We start from the raw sequence: 18,696 nt of genomic DNA on the forward strand, positions 1-18,696 counted from the left end.
GCAACGGGCAGAGGGTGAGATTTTCTCTCCCCGCTGCGCCTGTCTGTGGGGTTAGAACAAGAGATCTCGCGGCATCAGGGCGATACCCGGAAAATAAATCAGCAGCGCTGACATCAGGAGCAAGATCAGGAAGAAGGGGAGCGTGCCCTTGATCACTTCCATGTATGGTTTTTCAAAGATGGCGATGGCGGTGAAAATGTCACAGCCGAACGGCGGGGTGGCAGAGCCAATGGCCATCTGCAGGGTGACCATAACCCCGACCAGGACCGGATCCAGTCCTGCGGCCTCAATGATGGGCATGAAAATAGGGGTTAAGATCAGCAGCACGACCAGGGAGTCGACGAACATGCAGCCGACGAAAAATGCCACCGCGATGACAAACAAAATATATTCAGGGGAGGCGTGTTCCAGGTTGAGCGGTGCCAACAGCGCTTGCGGGATCTGCTCAAACGAGATGTACCAGGAAAAAGCCTGGCCGACCCCAACCAGCACAAAGACGACGGCGGTGATCAAGCCGGTATTGAGCGCGGCATCGCAGATATCGCTGAGGGTCAGTTTGCGGTAAATCACCGATTCAATAATGATGGCGTAGAGCACGGCGAAGGAGGCCGCTTCGGTCGGTGTCACGATGCCGGAGTAAATCCCGCCGATGATCAGGGCCGGAAATCCCATCGGCAGCATGGCTTTCTTGATGGCCGCCATCTTTTCGGCCGTACTGGCTTTTTCGACCAGGCTCAGGCTGTCGCTGTGCTTCACGCTGTAGCGGTAACTGGAGAGTGAAAACAGCAGCGCCAGCACTAACCCGGGGCCGATCCCGGCAATGAACAGCTCGCCCACGCTGGCGTTGGCCAGGGTCCCGTACAGGATCAGGCCGATGCTCGGCGGGATCAAAAAAGCAATATCACTGGCATTGATGATGAGCGCCATGACAAAGCTGTCTTTATAGCCGGCCTGCAGCAACTTCGGGCGCATGATTTGCCCCACCGACACCACGGTGGCCTGGGTGGAGCCGGACACCGAGCCAAAGAGGGTACAGCTGATGCAGGTGGTGATCGGCAGCCCGCCGCGTAAATGGCCGACAAAGGCCTGGATCAGCCCCAGTAAGTTATGTGCCGTATGGCCGCGGGTCATGATGTCTGCGGCGAGGATAAACATGGGGACCGCGATCAGCGCATTCGGCGAGATCCCGGTGACCATTTGCTGGATCAGGACCTGGGGATCAACCTGCGAGAAATGTATCAGCCCAATCAGCGCCCCGATTGCCAGCGGCACAATCATCGGGAAGCTGAGGAACAGGAAGACGACCATGACGACCACCAGAGTGAAGGTGATCACGTAAATGTCAGGCTCGCCGGCGATCACATCGGATAAAAATTGCGTGATACTGATCATGAGTATTCCCCCGCCTGTTCCTGTTTATTTTCGATCATGTCGAACGAGAGATAAATATCATCGTGGATGAGGTTCATCGCCAGGCTCATCAGGTATTGCAGCCCTGCAATGGCGAACCCGACCGGGATGATGGCGTAAACCCAGAAGACCGGCAGTTGCAGCGCCGGGCTGAGGCGGTTCATTGTTTTCAGCTCAGCGACATAGAGCAAGGACTGGTAGGCCAGGTAAAACATCAGCAGTGAGGTGATCAGGGCGATCAGCGTGGTCAGGTGTTTCTGGGCCCGTGGGCCGAGGGCGTCATACACTGCGGTCATGCGGATGTTGCGGCCTTTGCGGACGGCATAGGCAAACCCGATGAAGGTTACTGCAACGATTAAAAACTGGTTCAGCTCTTCGGCAAAAAAGAGACTCTGGTTAAAGGCATAACGGCCGATGGCGTTGGCCGTTGAGTTCATCATCATGATGAGAATAAAACTGGTGATCAGTACACGCTCCAGCGTTTCTGTCACCTGGCTGATCTGATGGAGTATTCCTTTCATATCGATACGCTCCTTGTTCGCTTTGGCCCGGATTGACTCGGCTTTGATATCCACGATCTGGTCAAGACTGCTGATGCAGGACGTCAGTGACGGGAAAGGTCTGAATCGCGGCCTGCCCGGTAGGCGCCGGCCGCGAGGGGACATCGTATTCAGCAGGCCCTTGGTCAGCGAGCCGCCACTTTGACATCATTGAGCAGGCCGGTGAGGATGGCCTCGGCTTCCTGACGCGCTGCGGCTTTCTCTGCGTCCGGATAGGCGTTTTCGACCACGTCATAATAGGTGGTAAACAGTTGCTGACTGAGGGTTTTGAAGCGCTCGCGTTCGCTCTCGGTCAGCGTAATGATCTGCATGTCCGGACGCTCTTTCAGAATGTTCTCGAGGTGCTCTTTGTTGATCCGCAGCTGGTATGCATAGGCGGCCTGATCGGCTGCTTTGATGGCTTTTTTGATCATGGCCTGCTTGTCGGCAGAGAGGCTGTGGAACCATTGGTTGTTGGTTGAGACGGTGCTGATGTAGGACTGCTGGCCCGGGAACATGAGGTAGTCTTGCACTTCATGCCACTTGGCGTTGTAGATGAAGTAAATCGGGTTCACCATGCTGTCGATGGTTTTTAATTGCAGCGAGCCGTACACTTCCCCCCAGGAGAGCGGGGTCGGGGTTGCCCCGAAAGCTTTATAGGTTTCGACCGGAATGGTCGAGGTAAAGGTGCGGATTTTCTGGTTCGCGAAGTCTTCCGGAGAGCGGATCGGCTTGTTGCCGCCCCAGACCATTTCGCCTTCCGACATCATCGACAGCAGTTTGAGGTTGGATTTTTCAAACTTCGGCGCCAAGTGGTTGTAGATCGTCGGGCTCTGGGTCAGGACCTTGTGCGTGAGTGCTTCGTTGGTGCCCAGCACATAAGGCAGGCTGACGGCCTGAACCTCCGGGACGTAAGAGCCCAGATGACCGGCGCCGACCGAGACAAACTGGATGGTCCCTTTGGCCGCAAGCTCGACGATATCATTTTCCGTCCCTAACTGGCCGTAGTAGTAAATACGGACCCGGATATCACCATCGGATTCTTGTTTGATGGCGTCGGCAAATGCCTTGGCGTAGACATCCTGAACATCGTTCTTATCTTCTTCCGAAGCGAACTTCCACGTTTCAGCCTGTGCGCTGAACATCATCCCTAAACTGAGTAGTGCAACGAGAGAGCGTTTCATCCTGTTCTTCCTTTTTGGGTCGCTTGCCATGGGGCAGCCGGAGACAGGCAAACGCGCTGTGCCGGCTGCGGTGGTGAAAGTGGTGTTTACCGGTGACCGGTTATCGGGCTCAGGCGGTTGGTCACCAGCTGGATCCAGTACCGTGCGCCGAATTCCAGAATGCGGTCGTTAAAGTCATAGCGGGGGTTGTGCAGGGCACAGCCGCCCACGGACTCCGTGCCATTGCCGAGCAGCACATAGCAGCCCGGCTTGACCCGCAGCATGCTGGAGAAGTCTTCGGAGATGGTCAGGGGATCGCAATCGGCATGCACCCGATCTTCCCCCAGAACCTGCCGGGCCGCTTCAACGGCGTACCGGGTCTGCGCCGGGCTGTTGACTGTGGGATAAAAGGTATTGGTAAAGCTGAACTGGTATTCGGCCCCCGCGGCCTGGCAAATCCCGGCCACGATCCGGGCCATGCTCTGCTCAATCCGGGCCAGGGCGCTTTCGGTAAAGCAGCGGCAGTCACCTTTGATGGTGACGGTCGAAGGGATCACATTCACGGTGCCGTCGGTGATAAATTCAGTCGCAGAGACGACCGCCGTTTCATGAATCGCACTGAGGTTGCGCGAGACAATGGTCTGCAGCCCCAGTACAACCTGGGCGCCGACCACGAGCGGATCGATGCCCTGATGCGGCAGCGCGGCATGTCCGCCGACGCCGGTGATGGTGATTTCAAAACTGCTCTCGCTGGCCATGAGGGAGCCCGGGCGGACCATGAGTTCGCCTTCGGCAAGGCCGGGGAAATTATGGATGCCGTACACTTCGTCAATCTCGAAGCGCTCAAACAGACCGTCGTCAATCATCGCCTGGGCCCCGCAGCCATGCTCCTCATCGGGCTGGAAGATAAAATAAATGGTGCCGTCGAAGGTCGGATGTTGTGCCAGATAACAAGCGGCACCCAATAACATCGCAGCGTGCCCGTCGTGTCCGCAGGCATGCATTTTGCCGTCGTGTTGCGAGCAGTGGGAGAACGTATTTTGCTCCCGGATATGCAGGGCATCCATATCCGCCCGCAGACCGATGCTGGCCGGACTGCTCCCCTGGCGCAGGATCCCGACCAGCCCGCTTTGCCCGATCCCGCGGACCACTTCAATGCCGAAGCTGTGGAGTTTTTCCGCGATAAAGTCAGCCGTCAGATGGACATCAAACCCGCATTCGGGAAAGCGGTGCAGGTGCTGGCGCCAGGCCGTCATGTCAGTGATGAGTTGTGGAGGGAGTAACAACATATTCTGAGCTCCGTCTGGTGAGAGATTTATTGGGCGTCGCTTAGGTGTTCGCACGATGGCTGCGTTTCAGCCGGTGCGCCCAGGTGCCTTTCCATCAGCAATCCGAAGCCGTGGATCGGCTCGGCGTATCCGACTAGTTTTAATGAATGCCAGGCCAGAACCTGGTTGCTGCTGAGCACGGGTTTACCGAGGGCGGCTTCAATCTGGGCGATCACCGGGGTCGCCCTCAGGGCGGTGCAGGAGATGAACAGGGCATCGGCGTTCGGATCACAGATGCGCAGGGCGGCCCGTTTGATGTCGCGCGGATCGATAAAGGTCATGGCCGTGTCGTCTTCAAAACCGAACCCGGCAATGTTCGTCACCTCATACCCCTGCTGATGAAAATACGCCGCAACATCGTGATTCACGGTGTCGGTATAAGGGGTCAGGATGGACAGGCGCTTGACCCGCAGTGTGGCTAACGCAGCAAAGACCGCGGTGACCGGATCCGTGACCGCCGTTCCCGGACAGGCCTGATGGATGCGCGCTGCGATATTGGCTTGCCCGATCGCAATGGTGCCTGAGGTACAGGCATAGATCATGGCATCCAGTCGGGTGCCCGGCAGGATCGCGTCGGCCGCGGCGGTGATGCCGGGTGCCATGGTGCGCAGGTTTTCAATCGTCAGGGGATTTACATTGCGAACGCGGCTGGTAAACATGTGTACCGTTTCGGGATACAGCCGGCGTAAATCCTGCTCGATATTAAAATCTGTCGCCAGGGTGATCACCCCAATGCGTCCGGCCGGGGCCAGGTGCTCTAACGCAAAGTGTGGTTCGATCCGTTCATTTCTCATAGGCACCCCGTGAGGTTAGCAACACAACATTTTCCGGTGACGGAAGGCCCGCGATTGAACACATTTGTCTGGCGTGTTGACGCGATGACCCTTCTATCGATAAGGTGTCGAAACGAAGTTTTACATTTCGTTTACAAGGTCATGATGCCTTGACTGGATTGAGGGAATTCCTCAAAAACATTTTGAATAATGATGATAATCCGCGTTTTTCTGCGATATAGTGCGTGAGATTGGCGAGGAAACAGGCGGTAAGCCGATCCCCGGCACTTCAGGTGCCCAGGGCTTTGGCGCCGTTCAATACTACATTTATGCTCAAAGGATCCTGACAGAAATGGCGCACGCTTCTCCACCCGTGGTCGATAGCTTCGACCGTAAAATTCTTGATCTTGTCCAGTTGTCTAACCGCATCACTTCAGAACAAATTGCTGAAAGTGTGGGATTGTCGCCAGCCGCGGTTCAGCGTCGGCTCAAGCGCATGCGGGAGAAACAGGTCATCCAGGCCGATATCTCGGTCGTGAATCCCAAATCAGTCGGGCAGGCGATGACCTTTGTCGTTCAGGTAACGCTTGAACGTGAGCGGGTCGATCTGATGCATAACTTCAAAAAAGAGATGACGGCGAACCGCTCGGTCCAGCAATGCTATTACGTAACCGGCAGTTCAGACTTCATCCTGATTGTCACCGCGGCAGATATGGCGGGGTATGATAAGTTCACGCGGGAAGCATTTTTTGACAATGCCAATATCAAGAGTTTTCAAACCAATGTGGTGATGGATCCGGTTAAGGTCGGGCTGACCATCCCGATTGATGAAGAGGGTGATTAATTGCGGTTTGTTTCGGTGCAGTTCAGTGTGGTGTTCTGCCACGCTGCTGCATTGAAGAGAAGCGAATCGAGGTGAAGAGAGCACGACCCCCGTGCTCTCTGTCGATTCGGAGCGGCTTACTGGCCGACAAGCTGCTGATACAACGCCGGGTCCGTCGCCCCTTCCGTTCCGATCACCAGCACGCGGCTGGATTCATCCAGGCCGAGCGCCTGAGCGAACTGATTGCTCTCGCGGGCGATGAGCGCGGCAGCCAGACCCGGCACAGCGGATTCCCCGGCCTCAATTGCCGGATCGCCGTGATACCCGGAGGCCAGCAGGCGCATGGTTTGGCCGATGGCCGCTTCGCTGAGTGTCAGGAAATCATCGGCGCCGTTGGCAAGGATGGTCCAGGCCAGTGCCGAGACTTCGCCGCAAGCCAGCCCGGCCATTAAGGTTTCGAGATCGCCGTCAACCACGACGGGTTTGCCTGCGCGGGCACTTTGCTGCAGGCAATTGGCCTGCTCCGGCTCGACAATGATCAAGCGCGGGCGTTTTTCGCCCCACAGATCCCAGAAATAGCCACACACCGCCGAGGCCAGCCCCCCGACACCGCCCTGGATAAACACATGGGTCGGGATCGCTCCGGCTAGCTGGTCGACGATTTCGCCAAGCATCACGGTATAGCCGAGGGCAACGTCTTTGGGGATCTCCATATAGCCTTCGTAAGAAGTATCAGAGACGATCACCCGGTTGTGTCTTCTGGCTTCTTCATCGGCGAGACGAACCGATTCATCATAGTTGCCGCTGATCCGGATCACCTCTGCGCCGTATTGCTCCATGGCTCGTTTGCGTCCTTCCGAAACATCCCGGTGAATATAGATCACACAGCCGCAGCCGAACAGCTGTGCCCCCCAGGCAACAGAGCGGCCGTGATTGCCGTCTGTGGCGCAGCTGACCACGACCTCTGCGGCTTCAGACTGCCACTGGCCCTTCAATAACTCGGTAATGGTCGGTTGTTTGCCGTAGCGCGCTTTGAGAACCGCCTGGAGTTGCCGTGCGACGGCATAAGCCCCGCCCAGAGCCTTGAAGCTTTTGAGACCAAACCGCTGCGACTCATCTTTGTACCACAGGCGGTCGATCCCTGCGGCTTGAGATAAATGGGACAATGAATGCAATGGGGTCACCGCGTAACCCGGCCAGCGTTGGATCTCCTCAATGGCTTGCGCTGCGCTGGCCACATTTAATACCGCTTGTTGCTCAGGGGAATAAACGTTATTCGGGTGTGCTCCGGGGTTGGCAAAATGTGTCAGTGTGCCATGCACGATTTGCATAATGGCGCTCCTTTCGTCTGGTTGAGATGGCCTGCAATTGGTGTTTCGGTCAGGCATGCCTTCTGGCTTGAGATAGTTTCAGTTTATCGAGGATGGTTGCAGAAGATGTGTCTTCTGCAGCCTTATGGGGCGGAGATATTGCGCAATTTGGTAGCAGAATGCGGATATTCCTCACCCCTGCGCTGAAGGGTGTGCTTTAAATCAACCGGAACCGGTTCGCTTTCCACTCCGCGCCGTCAATCAGTCCTTCATGGTACAACCCGCCCCAGTCGTAGAAGAACGGCGCAAACCCGCTGCCGCCGGTAAGGTGACTGAGGCCAATACAGGCAATCACCACCAGGGCGGCAATGGCGTACTCAATGGGATCGCCGGTGCGAAAGCGGCCGCCGAACAAATGAAAGCGCCGGTCGCTGTCAGGAGCGAAGGGGACACCGCTCACCGTCAGCGCATCGGTGAGGATATGGCTCACCCCGCCCCAGGCGAATGCGCTCACAATACCGTGATAATCCCAGACAAAGCTGAAGGCCAGCGCGGCGATCAGCCAGTGGGTAAAAATGTGAGTCGGGCCGCGGTGCTTGATGTGGCGTCCGCCGGCTTTGGCCAGGTATTCCATCCAGTCCGGGGCGGTCGCGCCGGCTACGCACGCGGCGACATGGGGCGGGGAGATCACCGCGCAGGCCGCGCCGGCGATCAGGGTATGGTTGAACCATTTCATGGCCGGGCCTCCGTTGGGTGAGGAGGTGAGGGCGGCGGCAGGTAAGCCAGGCGCTGCAGGTACCGGTTGACTTGGTCGATGCGCTGGTTGTCGCACATCGAGCTCAGCGCCAGGCGCTGCTCAACGATTTGCGCCTCGAATTTGAGGATGTCGCGTTGGGCGGCGGCGACTTTCTCCAGGTAGCCGACCTGCTCGGTGATGTTGGCGATCCCCTGTTTGACCCGGGCCTGGGACCGCGCTTCCAGCGCCAGATACAGGCCGATCTCCCGGTAGGCATGGTTGCGGTTCGCCAGCGCTTCGGCAAAGCGGGCGACGCTCTGGGCTACGCTGACCCGGCGCTTGTGCTCCCATTCCCGCTCCCGCGACTGCTCGGTGCTGGAGTAAAGCGGCATCTCGCCGACCAGGCCGATGTAGTGATCGGTGATCTCCGGCCAGTCACTGCGGTCGTACTGGTCGACGTTGGAGCGGACCCCGGCGACGATTTTCAGATCGATGTTGAACTTGCTCTTCTCCGGATAGCAGCGGTTGATGACGGTAAAGATGGCATCGGGGTCGATCACCGGCGCGCTCTTGAGCGCCGGGATCGGGGTGTGAAAACTGGGCGGGGTGCCCTTGAGGGTCGGCAGCTCGAACGGGCGGATATCCGGCGGCGTCTCGGTAGGTTGTTGCCAGGGCAGGCTGATCCCCCATCCTTTTGGGTTCTGATCCTGAGACGTGGCCGCCGGATTGTCCGGGCTCTGAGGTTCGGCGGCCGGTGCTGAAAGCGGCAGCAGAACGGCCAGCACTGCGAGAGACCGGATGAACCGGCGGGGCGGAGTCGGGTGGTTATTCGGCACGGGTCGATCGCCTCCCGGTGCCGAGCACCTGCAGGCCGCCAATTACGGCGCCGGCTTCCCAGGCGCCGGAGACGATGCACATCGCGACCAGGAACCAGATCAGGGCCCGGGTGGTATCGTAGCTGACATCGCTCTCGAGGTTGGTGCGCTGCGGATCGCGCCGCTCGATGATCGGCCGGATGGACGGCGGCAAACGGCCCTCCTCGCTGGCGGCAACCAGCCACAGTTTGGCCGAGAGCATGCACTTGCGGGCGATCTGGGCCTTGCGGCCGGTGAGCTTGTGGGCATCGTCGATAAACAGCAGCGCCTGGGTGTCGAGCAGGTAGTCGGCCAGCAAGTCGGCTTTCTGCTGCAGGTTGAGCCGGGCCCAGGGCGTCTGAGTTTCAGCTTCTTCGGTAAACGTCGCGTACCAGGCTTCGATGCCCTTGATTTCAACCCAGCTCGAGAGCGGCATCAGCCCCTCGAGCAGCACCGGCTGCGGCTGCCGCCCCCAGATCTCGTGGCGGTTGTCGCGCAGCCGGGTGAGCCAGCGGCTTTTGCCGGAATCATGCGCGCCGGTGATCAGCTGGCACCGGGTTCGGCGCAAACTGGTTTCCTTGCGGTTGTGGCTGGGCGCATACCGGCGCGGCGCATCCACGATCAGCGGGGTGACGTAGCGGCTGCCGTCCCGGCGGGTTCGGTTGTGATCGGTCCGGAGTTTGAGAAATCGCATCGCTTATTCCTGCGGGGTATTGCCAGCAGAATTAGCAAAATTTTCCCTGGGGATCATATCGGCTGTTGCAGCTTTCGGGTGACTTCAAGTGACGCTGTAATTATGTTGTCGGTCGCCGGGAGGTGTACGAACAACCGCTGTTAATTCCGTACAGCGCGAAAAAATTTTGCGCAGCACATAGGGGTAAATGTTTTGCTTTGAGGAAATAGGGCATGGTTCAGGGGTATGTGTTCGAAACTATCGAGCGTTTTTCTCGAACAGGTCTCTATGACGGGGGCTGGGTGATGCCAGACAATTGCGTTAGCATCAACCCCCTTCCCATCAAGGATCCTTGTGTGGCTTTTCAGCAAGGTGCTTTATCAGGTGCGGTTGTTCTGCGACAGATTAGTTTGGGCTGGGCATAGTCGCACGGTCCGCCAACACCGCTGCAGGTCGAGGCGTTACTCTCTCCCGTTTCCCGGCTGGTTTGCGCTCGGATGTTACGCAAGTTATTTTGGTTATGTAACTTACGTAAGTTATTCCTGAGTCATACCTGACAGCCGGGCTGTTGTGGTTATCACCCGTCAGCCTGTACCTGCTTATCGGCTCCCGTGACTGCGCCACACAGGAGCACGCGTCCCCGTCAAGACGGACACCTTGCTGTCACCTGCTTGTTGGTTTCTCCGAACCCGGAGGCCGCCCACTTGTTTAAAGTCGCTGGCGTAGGTTTGCCCGCAACGACCAGGAAAAACAGGTTTCCTGAAATTCTGAGAGTCAGTTCAAAGCGGACGAGTTGATGCGACCGCAGCAAAGCGGCACAATGAAGAGGTCTGATTTCTTATCTCTTGTTCACGGCTCGCTGCGCCAACAGCTCACCGTGTCTGCTCGTCCTTGAGTGCGTTTAATCGTAAGGCTTTCCTCTGGTCGGTTTCCGATACCTCAACCATACCAAGCTTGGAATTGTGACAGTTTTTTGAATCTCGACGACACGGGTGATCTCAGGTGGGGATGAAATGACGGGTTTGTTATTTTCAGAGTGGGTCGATCAATCAGAGCCTTTTGTCGCACGCTTCTTTTGATTGTTTAGGCGCATGTTAACACTCCGTCAGGTTGTGCTTTCCTGATGCCTGAACAATCGGGCCATTTTGTGATTTCGGAAACGAAGAGATACCACAATATTTTGAACCTCGTCGGGATATTTGACGCCTTACTTGCCTGCGGCTATTTCCATGCCAACTTGTAACCAGGGAGATGAAAAGTGGGGGGGAGAGAAAACATGGCCAATTACGCTTACCTGCGGGTCTCTACCGACAGCCAGGATGTGCTGAACCAGAAACACGGGATCCTCGAATATGCCAACAAAACCGGGTTGGCTGATCTGGTGTTTGTTGAAGATGCAGTGTCCGGTGCCAAAAAGTGGCGGCAGCGAAAGCTGGGTGCGCTGCTCGAAGGCATGACAGAGGGAGACACCATCGTGTTCTCTGAAGTAACCCGGATGGCCCGTTCGGCGTTGCAGGTGTTGGAAATCCTCGAGCTGTGTATGGAGAAGCAACTCCGGGTTTATATCGCCAAGCAGAACATGCAGCTCGATGGATCGCTGCAATCGAAAATCATCGCCACCATGCTCGGCCTGGCCGGTGAGATCGAACGCGAGTTTATCCGGATGCGAACCAAGGAGGCCTTAGCGGCCAGAAAAGCGGCTGGCTATCAGCTGGGGCGACCAAAAGGGGAGGCTAAGACCCTCAAGCTTGATGCCAGGCGCGAGCAGATCGAGAAGTACCTCGGGATGGGGTTGGGGATCCGAGAAACCGCGCGGCTGATCGATGCCGCGCCGAGCACCCTGAGTGACTATGTGAAGCGGCGGGGGTTAGGTGATTGAAAATACTAATGATGTAATCATTGAATAAGTTACGTAACTTATTCCTGTTACTTAACTTACGTAGGTTTTGTATCTCTTTTTAATGTACAGAAATGTCACTGTCCAATTTCTTCCGGATAATGCCGCCCTGCAAAGCGTCGCCCGTTTTCGCCCTCTGATGTTTCGCGGCCATCACGATCAAACGCCCTCGCGGTTACACGTCATGCAGGCATCACACCGCCAGGGCAACGTCATGGCCGCAAAACCCGGGCTGAAAACGGCCGACTGCAGGGCCCTCAAAAGCGCTGTTACCAACCCCATCCCCGGGCTCGGGGCATGGCTCAAATTGTAACATAATGAAATTTATGCGAACTTGCTACGCCGCGCCCGCCAGGCAAGCTGTCGGCGGCTGGGCAAATTCAAGCATAAAAGCATTATGTTAAATTTTCACGCAGCCCTAGAAAGCGGGCTGTAAGGCTGCCGGCAGGCCGGCGATGTTTATCGGCCCGTGGGCAAGCCACCGGCCGGGCTGGTTGGCGCAGCAAAACACAAACAGCGTGTTTTCATGCGGTCCCGCTGGCATGCACCGTGCCGTCTATCATCGTGGGTCGTTTCGGCATGTTGGCCGTGCCGGCCACTCACCTGGCGCAAGCGCCTCGGTGCCACCACGTCCCCCGCCCACCCCGGTGCCCCGCGAAATGGTGGGGCTAAAGGCCTGTGCCTGGCTCATGCTCGTCGCTGTTGCGAGTTCTGCGTTCGCAGTTGTCAGCGCGGGGCGGGTGTGCTGGTCGTGGTGGTTTAGTTCAGCTGATGATCAAGAAAAGAAAACCGGGCCGAAACGGCCCGATTCTGGGTTGGATTACGGTTACTTTCTGAATGTCGCAATAAACGGCGCGTGATCACTGGCCGGGTACTTTTCATCAGTTCTGTAGGCAAGGCTTTCATCATGAAGTGTTTCATTCAATATCTTTGCGCCGTCAAAGTAGGGGAGCAAAGCTTGGGATATCAGCATGTGATCAAGCAAGTTACCTTGGCCGTGATGAAAATGGCTGTGACGGACCGATTCGGCAATGCCTTCGCTGCAGGGCACTAAGACTCGGTTGTGTAGTGCCGGGTTGTTGGTGTTTTCCATTTTGCCGCAAATCAGTTCAACGGGAACTTCGCCGGGCTCTGCATTTAAGTCGCCGCAGACAATGATTTTTGCTTCCGGCTCAGTGTTGAAGAGCTCGTCCAGGAGCACTCGGGTTTCGAGCGCCTGGCCTACGCGTTTGATGGATGAAAGGAAAAATCCTTCTCCCCATGCGGCAGCGGAGTCCCAAGTATACCAATTCTGGCTTTGTTGGCCGGGAATGGCGGTAGCCAGTTTGGATTTTAAGTGAAGGTTGATCACATGAACTCTGCCGAGCTCGGGATGCATGATTTGGCAGTGAAGTATTGGTCGTTCCCAACTTAGCGGATCGGCATTTACTTCCGCAGGAATGGCAGTAACTTTTCGGTACATCAAGTCCGGAATGAGATCAGCGTTATATTGTTGCGGTTCGCTCTCCGCAAAAGGGTATTTTGACAGCACGATGAGGTTTCGCTCGTGCATGGGCTGGCCGTCTGCTGTCGTTGTATGTTGTCGGTGGTAATCGTGATAGGGGGTACCTTCGATTAACTCTATTAACGCATCCAGTTTTTTTTCGTTATCGTCATTCTTCTGGCTGTGTACCTCCTGCAGGCAAAGAATATCGGCATCGATGCGGATTAACATCTGGCGCAACGGTGTGAGCCGGTTGGCAAATGCTTCGTTTCCCGGTGTTTCATCGTAATCGAGGTTCTCAACGTTAAATGTTGCAATTTTCATGTTGCCGCTCCTTGACGATTGAATGAGGAATTCTGTTCGCATTTTTATTTAAGCGGGTTATGTGGTGAGCAGATGAATTTATGTAAGTTGTGTGATCTGGTTTAGAGAACAGGGTTGTTAGCGTAAAAAGGCTTCATTTAGGCATAGATCCTGCCGGTTCCGGGGCTGTATGGAGATCTTCAGCCATTGATCTCATCCCCAGAAAATGTGCATAACTGGCCTGAGCCCAGTCGCTTCGGGTCGGTATAACTTGGTACAAACAGTCGGGCTGTGGATGGTTTCTGCTGCGACTGTTCGGTCGCCCCCGGTTCAGAAAGAACCGGGGCTTTGGGGTAAAATCACGGCAATGTCTGGTTTGCCGTGATGCCCTGCGTTGGCTCGCTCAGCGCAGTGGTTGTGCTGAACTCCTCACTTGCTGTTGTTATAGGGGAACGGTTTTCGTGCCGGCCATGGTTGCCTGGCCGCCGACGCGAACGCGGCAAATCGTGTTCTCTTCTGAATCAATCGTGACCTGGATCAGCGATGAGCATCCCATGGCCCGTCCTTGCTCCAGCAGGAAGGACGTTGCGCCGGGCATGACATGATTGACCAGGTAGCATCCCAGCGCGCCGCTGGCACTGCCGGTTGCAGATTCCTCATCGATACCATACAACGGTGCGAAATTTCGGCAATGCGCGGTGATAGCTGCATCGCGACTGAGTTCGAACACGTGGAACCCGATGGTGTTAAACTCACGGCTCAACGTTGCGATTGCTTCCGGATCAGGCTTGAGGGCATCTAGCTGACCGGGCTGTACGGGAACAATGATGTCAGGCAACCCTGTCGAGACCACCTCGATCGGGAGGCCGGTCGCGGAAATAACCTCACGCTGCACCCCGAGGGCTGCGGCGATCTCTTCAACATCAGGGCCCCTTCGGGTGATCGGCAGGGCTTGGTCCATGACGACACGGTCGTGGTTCACGGCCACGCTGAGAATGCCGGCTTTCGTTTGTTGCGTGTAATTTCCCGGCGGGATTAAATTGAGCGAAGCCATGGCGGAAAACACGGCTAATGTCGCGTGACCGCAAAAATCAACTTCCCCCTCAGGGGTGAAAAACGCCACCTGGAAATCCGTTTCCTCCCCCGGGTAGACAAACGCGGTCTCGGAAAAGCCTAATTGCTTTGCAATAGATTGTTTCTGCGCCGAGCTCAGGCTGGGCGGATCAAGTACGACCCCGGCGGGGTTCCCGCCAGAGCCTTCCCGGGTAAATGAGTTCACCAGGTGCACGTTGACGTCGTGTTCATCCGCGAGTTTTGCCTCTGTTGCCATTGTATGCTCCAGTTTCATGACCAGGTACGATCCAGGTCTTGTGCGTACAGCTTGATCGCACGCTGATAGGTCAGGATCTCTTCAGCGTTTGTGGTCTCGATCAGCAGCTTCAGCAGCAGCTCGGTCGCTTGTTTGTGGTGCCCCAGGTTATACAAACACATTGCATAGAAGGGCAGAACCTCCCGGGCATCCGGGTAAAGTGCCAGGGTTTTTTCAAACCAGACGATGGCTTCCTGATACTCTCCGAGACTGCGCAGGGTGCTGGCCAGCCCGAACAACGCATCAAACCGCTCGGTGGCATCAAGCTCGCCAGACAGCGCTGCATGATAGTGTGGTACGGCTGCTGACTCAAACCCCTGATTATCATAAGACCAGGCGATATGCAGGTGTGCTTTCGCTTTGAGTTCGTCATTCGCCAGCAATGTTTCCAGCAGCTGGCGGCTCTGCTCAAAGTTCCCGTCCTTTCTGAGTGCTATCGCACGCTGAATTGTTTCACTCATATCTGTTTTTCCTTCTGACACAGAAAATCCTTTCTACAACCTTGGTGGGAAGAAAGCTTGTAAAAAATAAACACGCTCGCCGGTTTTTTTGCTCAGCTCGAATTGTCGCTAGACGTGCGCTCCTTCAGGCACGATCACTGGTAAGTCTGTACAGCCGAAGTCGAGCCCAAACTGACTTAGGATGCAGGTGAGCTGACCCCGGTGATGTGTTTGATGGTTGAAGACATGCTGACAGAACTCCCCCAGGTTCCGCGTCAGCGCTTGCCCTTCCGTGGTCTTGTAGTGAACCACTTGGGAGCAGTCTTGTGCAGTTAAACTACGGGTAAAGTTCAGGTAAATGTGGTCGATCAATTCCCGCAGCGGCCTCAGTTCAGCAAGGCTCTGTGCAAATCTGTCATTCACGTCTCTCGCCACAGGCAGCGATGCGAGCGTGTGTGCATCTATATTCACCATGCCGTTGTCATGTAAGCGTCGCAACATGATGAGATCGCCAAAGAGCAGGTGATTCCAGTGAGCCATGACCGAGGGGAAAAATGAGCCGGTCTGTTGATGTAACTGCTGCTCTGTCAGTTGTTCGCACACGCGCATCAGTTGGTTATTCATCCGCTGATTGTAGCGTGCCAGCATTCTAAAATTTGAGGGTAAATCCATCTCAACCTCTTTTGTTGACCATGTGTGATAAGAGATGCGGCTGGTTCTCCGTGCCGTTCAGCAGCCACCTGGTTGTATCGTCTGGAACATTTACGTCAATGCCCCCAGTGATGATGCCCTGATCGTCCACTTTATCTCATTCAACCCGTTTGCCGGGCGTGGGTCTGTGGGAACCGGGCGCGCTCAAAAAGCCAACCTCTGCGTTTGGATGCACTGTTTGTTGTGAATAAATATTCGAATGTGTGCTTTTTTAGATTTTAGTGAATCTAAACGCCGCTTTAAGTCTCATTAAATGATTCTTATAAGGCATTGATTTTATTGGTTTTATTATTTTTTTTGGTTATGTTGGTGTTTTTTGCTTATAGGAAAAATTAAAAAAGCGAGGATTTATACACGCTCATATGTGCATTTTCAAGCGTTTTAAACATTCTTCACCAAGGTTCAGTTAGCGATCACATATACCTCATCGGCATATGACTTTATATCCATACCCATGTTACTTGTTATCGGCGCGTTTCATTTTTGTTGCTTGTTAACATATTGGTAGTACAGGTAAACAATCACAAAACAAACGATCTCATTTACAGGATGTCTGTGGACTAAGGAGAAAGTCGGCATGTGGAATGTTCTTAAAATCGCTAGTGCATTTATCGGCATTATTGTTGGGGCAGGGTTTGCTTCCGGTCAGGAGGTTCTGCAGTACTTCACCAGTTTTGGCCACTGGGGAACGGCAGCTGCGATCATCGCGACGGCTTTGTTTGCCTATCTCGGGATGATGCTGACCATGCTGGGGTCGCGAACGCAGACCATGTCTCATAAAAAAGTGATTTACCAAATCAGTGGCCGGGTGGTCGGGATTATCGTGGATTATGTGATCATCTTTACCTTGTTTGGTGTCGGCGTCGTGATGATCGCAGGTGCCGGCTCTCTGATGCAACAGCAGTTTGCTTTGCCGCCCTTCGTAGGCAGCGTAGTTCTGACCTTACTGGTTGCGGTGACTGCCATGATGAATGTGAACCGCGTCATTGCCGTGATTGGCAGCGTGACGCCATTTCTGATACTGGTGCTCATTGCCATCTGTGTTTACAGTGTGATCACGATGGACTCCTCATTCGATGAACTGGCCTCTGTTGCTGAAAGTGTGTCTTCAACTCTGCCTCATTGGTTTGTCTCTGCCGTGAACTATGTCTCCTTCAACCTTGCGGTCGGGGCAGCCATGGCGCTGGTTATGGGAGGTGCTGAAAAGAATGAAAAAGTCGCTAAATTAGGCGGGCTTTTAGGCGGAGCCGGTGTTGGGGTGTTGATTGTCCTGAGCCACCTGGCGCTGTTTTCTCAAATTGATGTGGTCGGGGGCTACCCGATGCCGTTGCTGAAAATCATCGATTTGATCTCCCCGGCACTTTCTAATGTAATGACCTTCATTCTGTTCGGGATGATTTTTAATACCGCGGTCAGCATGTTCTACGCATTCGCTGCGCGTTTCGTGACAATGAAAACGCCCAAAGCCAACATGTTCATTTTCGTCACACTCGGCGTTGGCTTTGTCGCCAGCTTTGCCGGGTTCACCCAGCTCGTTGCCGTTTTCTATCCATTGATTGGCTACCTGGGGCTGTTCTTGGTCGGGGCGCTCGTCTATGCGCCGTTTAAGCTGAAGCAAGCGCAGGAAAGATCACAACAGCCGGTTCTGATCACGGATTAAGTCATCGGGTTTCTGTCATATCAGCCAGTGTGCAGGACCGATGGTGGCTAGGCGTCTTACATCACACCCCAGCTCCGGCTGGGGTTAAATTTTTGATGAGCAACATGTTTTATTTTGCTGTCAGTGATGGCGATGAATTTTAATCGGCTTGGCCGCAATGTGTTCTAAAACTCGCTTTGGAAGGACAAGAAAAATTTAAATGTCCTATTTGGCAGGGGATTGGTCCTATCTCCCTGTAGAAAGCCGAACTGGTTCATCGCATTCTATGGATGTTCATGTGCGTTTATGAGCATATTTTGTGCACTGGAATGTCAACATTTCAGCTCAGGCCGCAATGCAATGGTCCGTCCGGACTTTGGGACACTATACACGAAGAACGCTATAACGGTTTTCAGCAAAGGGGGGGATGAATCATCCGATATTCTCTTGTTGAAGGGCAATTGAGAAAATTAAAGTCGAATCACCTCACAGATTTCATGATAAACGAGAGTGTTATGCCAGGCGTTAACAACAAAGAAGCCCAATCATTTACAACCCCTGAAGACTTCTATGAATGGCTGAAGGAGAACCATGAGAGCTGCAATGAATTGTGGCTGAAAATCTACAAAAAAGGATCTTGCATACCCTCCATCACGTGGAATGAATCGGTCAAGGTTGCGCTTTGCTGGGGATGGATTGACGGCATCAAGCGAGCGCTGGATCACGAGGCTTACTTGCAACGGTTTACACCCCGGCGCTCCGGTAGTCATTGGTCAAAGCGCAACACAGAGCATGTTGCGTCCCTGATTGAGCAAAATTTAATGACTGAAGCCGGAATGAAGCATGTTCGTGCTGCTCAAGCCGACGGCCGTTGGGAAGCCGCTTATGCTCCTGTGAGTGAAATGCAAATTCCAGACGATTTTCTCGGAGCGCTGGAGCAAAACACAGAGGCAAAGCATTTTTTTGAAACCCTCAATAAAACGCAACGTTTTGCTATATCGTACGGGCTTGAAACCGCAAAAAAGCAGAAACACGCCAACGTCGGCTGAATAAATTTCTGCTGATGATGGAACAAAAACAAAAACCTTAGCTAACGAACTACGTCTGACCCCTTTTGAAGAGGCTGAGCTTCCCCCGACATTTTGGATCGCAGGCCTCACGTCGGGGCTTTCGGTTCGCTGTCACCAGGCTGAGTCCTCTTCAGGCCAACTGTACGCATCTTAGCATCGCGTGATTCACCAGGAT

The 18,696-nt window shown here is 54.8% G+C and carries 17 protein-coding genes; 4 read left to right on the forward strand and 13 right to left on the reverse strand.

The window, feature by feature from the left end; translation table 11 throughout:
* Nucleotides 1-51 precede the first annotated feature (51 nt).
* The 5 genes from VV869_RS23130 to VV869_RS23150 form a co-directional block, all read right to left on the reverse strand.
* A complete protein-coding gene (locus tag VV869_RS23130) occupies nucleotides 52-1,392 on the reverse strand; it encodes a TRAP transporter large permease (RefSeq protein WP_337737301.1) in 1,341 nt (446 codons plus the stop codon).
* A complete protein-coding gene (locus VV869_RS23135; protein WP_337737302.1) occupies nucleotides 1,389-1,931 on the reverse strand; it encodes a TRAP transporter small permease in 543 nt (180 codons plus the stop codon). The genes VV869_RS23130 and VV869_RS23135 overlap by 4 nt, the downstream gene beginning before the upstream one ends.
* Before the next feature lie 164 nt (nucleotides 1,932-2,095).
* Nucleotides 2,096-3,133 carry a TRAP transporter substrate-binding protein DctP gene (dctP, locus tag VV869_RS23140; protein WP_337737303.1) on the reverse strand — a complete coding sequence of 346 codons (1,038 nt, stop codon included), beginning with the start codon at nucleotides 3,131-3,133 and terminating at the stop codon, nucleotides 2,096-2,098.
* A gap of 86 nt (nucleotides 3,134-3,219) precedes the next feature.
* On the reverse strand, nucleotides 3,220-4,401 hold the full coding sequence (locus tag VV869_RS23145) for a M20 aminoacylase family protein (RefSeq protein ID WP_337737304.1): 1,182 nt from the start codon (nucleotides 4,399-4,401) through the stop codon (nucleotides 3,220-3,222).
* Nucleotides 4,402-4,427: 26 nt separating this feature from the next.
* The gene (locus tag VV869_RS23150; protein ID WP_337737305.1) at nucleotides 4,428-5,234 is read right to left on the reverse strand and encodes a maleate cis-trans isomerase family protein; all 807 of its coding nucleotides are present in this window, start codon (nucleotides 5,232-5,234) and stop codon (nucleotides 4,428-4,430) included.
* 331 nt (nucleotides 5,235-5,565) lie between these two features.
* Between VV869_RS23150 and VV869_RS23155 the strand changes: the two genes are divergently transcribed.
* Nucleotides 5,566-6,057 (forward strand): Lrp/AsnC family transcriptional regulator, encoded by a 492-nt coding sequence (locus VV869_RS23155; protein ID WP_261604686.1) that lies wholly within the window; start codon nucleotides 5,566-5,568, stop codon nucleotides 6,055-6,057.
* Between the two features lie 116 nt (nucleotides 6,058-6,173).
* Here the strand turns inward: VV869_RS23155 and VV869_RS23160 are convergent, their stop codons facing one another.
* The 4 genes from VV869_RS23160 to VV869_RS23175 form a co-directional block, all read right to left on the reverse strand.
* A complete protein-coding gene (locus tag VV869_RS23160) occupies nucleotides 6,174-7,367 on the reverse strand; it encodes a diaminopropionate ammonia-lyase (protein ID WP_337737306.1) in 1,194 nt (397 codons plus the stop codon).
* 196 nt (nucleotides 7,368-7,563) lie between these two features.
* Nucleotides 7,564-8,082 carry a metal-dependent hydrolase gene (locus VV869_RS23165; RefSeq protein ID WP_337737307.1) on the reverse strand — a complete coding sequence of 173 codons (519 nt, stop codon included), beginning with the start codon at nucleotides 8,080-8,082 and terminating at the stop codon, nucleotides 7,564-7,566.
* On the reverse strand, nucleotides 8,079-8,765 hold the full coding sequence (locus tag VV869_RS23170) for a hypothetical protein (RefSeq protein WP_337737348.1): 687 nt from the start codon (nucleotides 8,763-8,765) through the stop codon (nucleotides 8,079-8,081). The genes VV869_RS23165 and VV869_RS23170 overlap by 4 nt, the downstream gene beginning before the upstream one ends.
* 142 nt (nucleotides 8,766-8,907) lie before the next feature.
* Nucleotides 8,908-9,630 carry a hypothetical protein gene (locus VV869_RS23175; protein ID WP_337737308.1) on the reverse strand — a complete coding sequence of 241 codons (723 nt, stop codon included), beginning with the start codon at nucleotides 9,628-9,630 and terminating at the stop codon, nucleotides 8,908-8,910.
* Between the two features lie 1,255 nt (nucleotides 9,631-10,885).
* On the opposite strand from VV869_RS23175, the gene VV869_RS23180 reads away from it, so the two are divergent.
* The gene (locus VV869_RS23180) at nucleotides 10,886-11,488 is read left to right on the forward strand and encodes a recombinase family protein (RefSeq protein WP_337737309.1); all 603 of its coding nucleotides are present in this window, start codon (nucleotides 10,886-10,888) and stop codon (nucleotides 11,486-11,488) included.
* An 844-nt stretch (nucleotides 11,489-12,332) separates the two neighbouring features.
* On the opposite strand, the gene VV869_RS23185 is transcribed toward VV869_RS23180, so the two are convergent.
* The 4 genes from VV869_RS23185 to VV869_RS23200 form a co-directional block, all read right to left on the reverse strand.
* The gene (locus tag VV869_RS23185; protein ID WP_337737310.1) at nucleotides 12,333-13,313 is read right to left on the reverse strand and encodes an endonuclease/exonuclease/phosphatase family protein; all 981 of its coding nucleotides are present in this window, start codon (nucleotides 13,311-13,313) and stop codon (nucleotides 12,333-12,335) included.
* Between the two features lie 421 nt (nucleotides 13,314-13,734).
* Nucleotides 13,735-14,622 carry a PhzF family phenazine biosynthesis protein gene (locus VV869_RS23190; protein WP_337737311.1) on the reverse strand — a complete coding sequence of 296 codons (888 nt, stop codon included), beginning with the start codon at nucleotides 14,620-14,622 and terminating at the stop codon, nucleotides 13,735-13,737.
* A 14-nt stretch (nucleotides 14,623-14,636) separates the two neighbouring features.
* Nucleotides 14,637-15,122 carry a tetratricopeptide repeat protein gene (locus VV869_RS23195; RefSeq protein ID WP_337737312.1) on the reverse strand — a complete coding sequence of 162 codons (486 nt, stop codon included), beginning with the start codon at nucleotides 15,120-15,122 and terminating at the stop codon, nucleotides 14,637-14,639.
* Between the two features lie 108 nt (nucleotides 15,123-15,230).
* Nucleotides 15,231-15,773, reverse strand: a complete 543-nt coding sequence (locus VV869_RS23200; protein ID WP_337737314.1) for a DinB family protein — start codon at nucleotides 15,771-15,773, stop codon at nucleotides 15,231-15,233.
* 616 nt (nucleotides 15,774-16,389) lie between these two features.
* Between VV869_RS23200 and VV869_RS23205 the strand changes: the two genes are divergently transcribed.
* A complete protein-coding gene (locus tag VV869_RS23205; protein WP_337737315.1) occupies nucleotides 16,390-17,472 on the forward strand; it encodes a YkvI family membrane protein in 1,083 nt (360 codons plus the stop codon).
* A 494-nt stretch (nucleotides 17,473-17,966) separates the two neighbouring features.
* Nucleotides 17,967-18,500 (forward strand): YdeI/OmpD-associated family protein, encoded by a 534-nt coding sequence (locus VV869_RS23210; protein WP_337737317.1) that lies wholly within the window; start codon nucleotides 17,967-17,969, stop codon nucleotides 18,498-18,500.
* The last annotated feature ends 196 nt before the right edge of the window (nucleotides 18,501-18,696 follow it).

It is taken from the genome of Photobacterium sp. MCCC 1A19761, from assembly GCF_037389125.1.
Lineage (GTDB): Bacteria > Pseudomonadota > Gammaproteobacteria > Enterobacterales > Vibrionaceae > Photobacterium.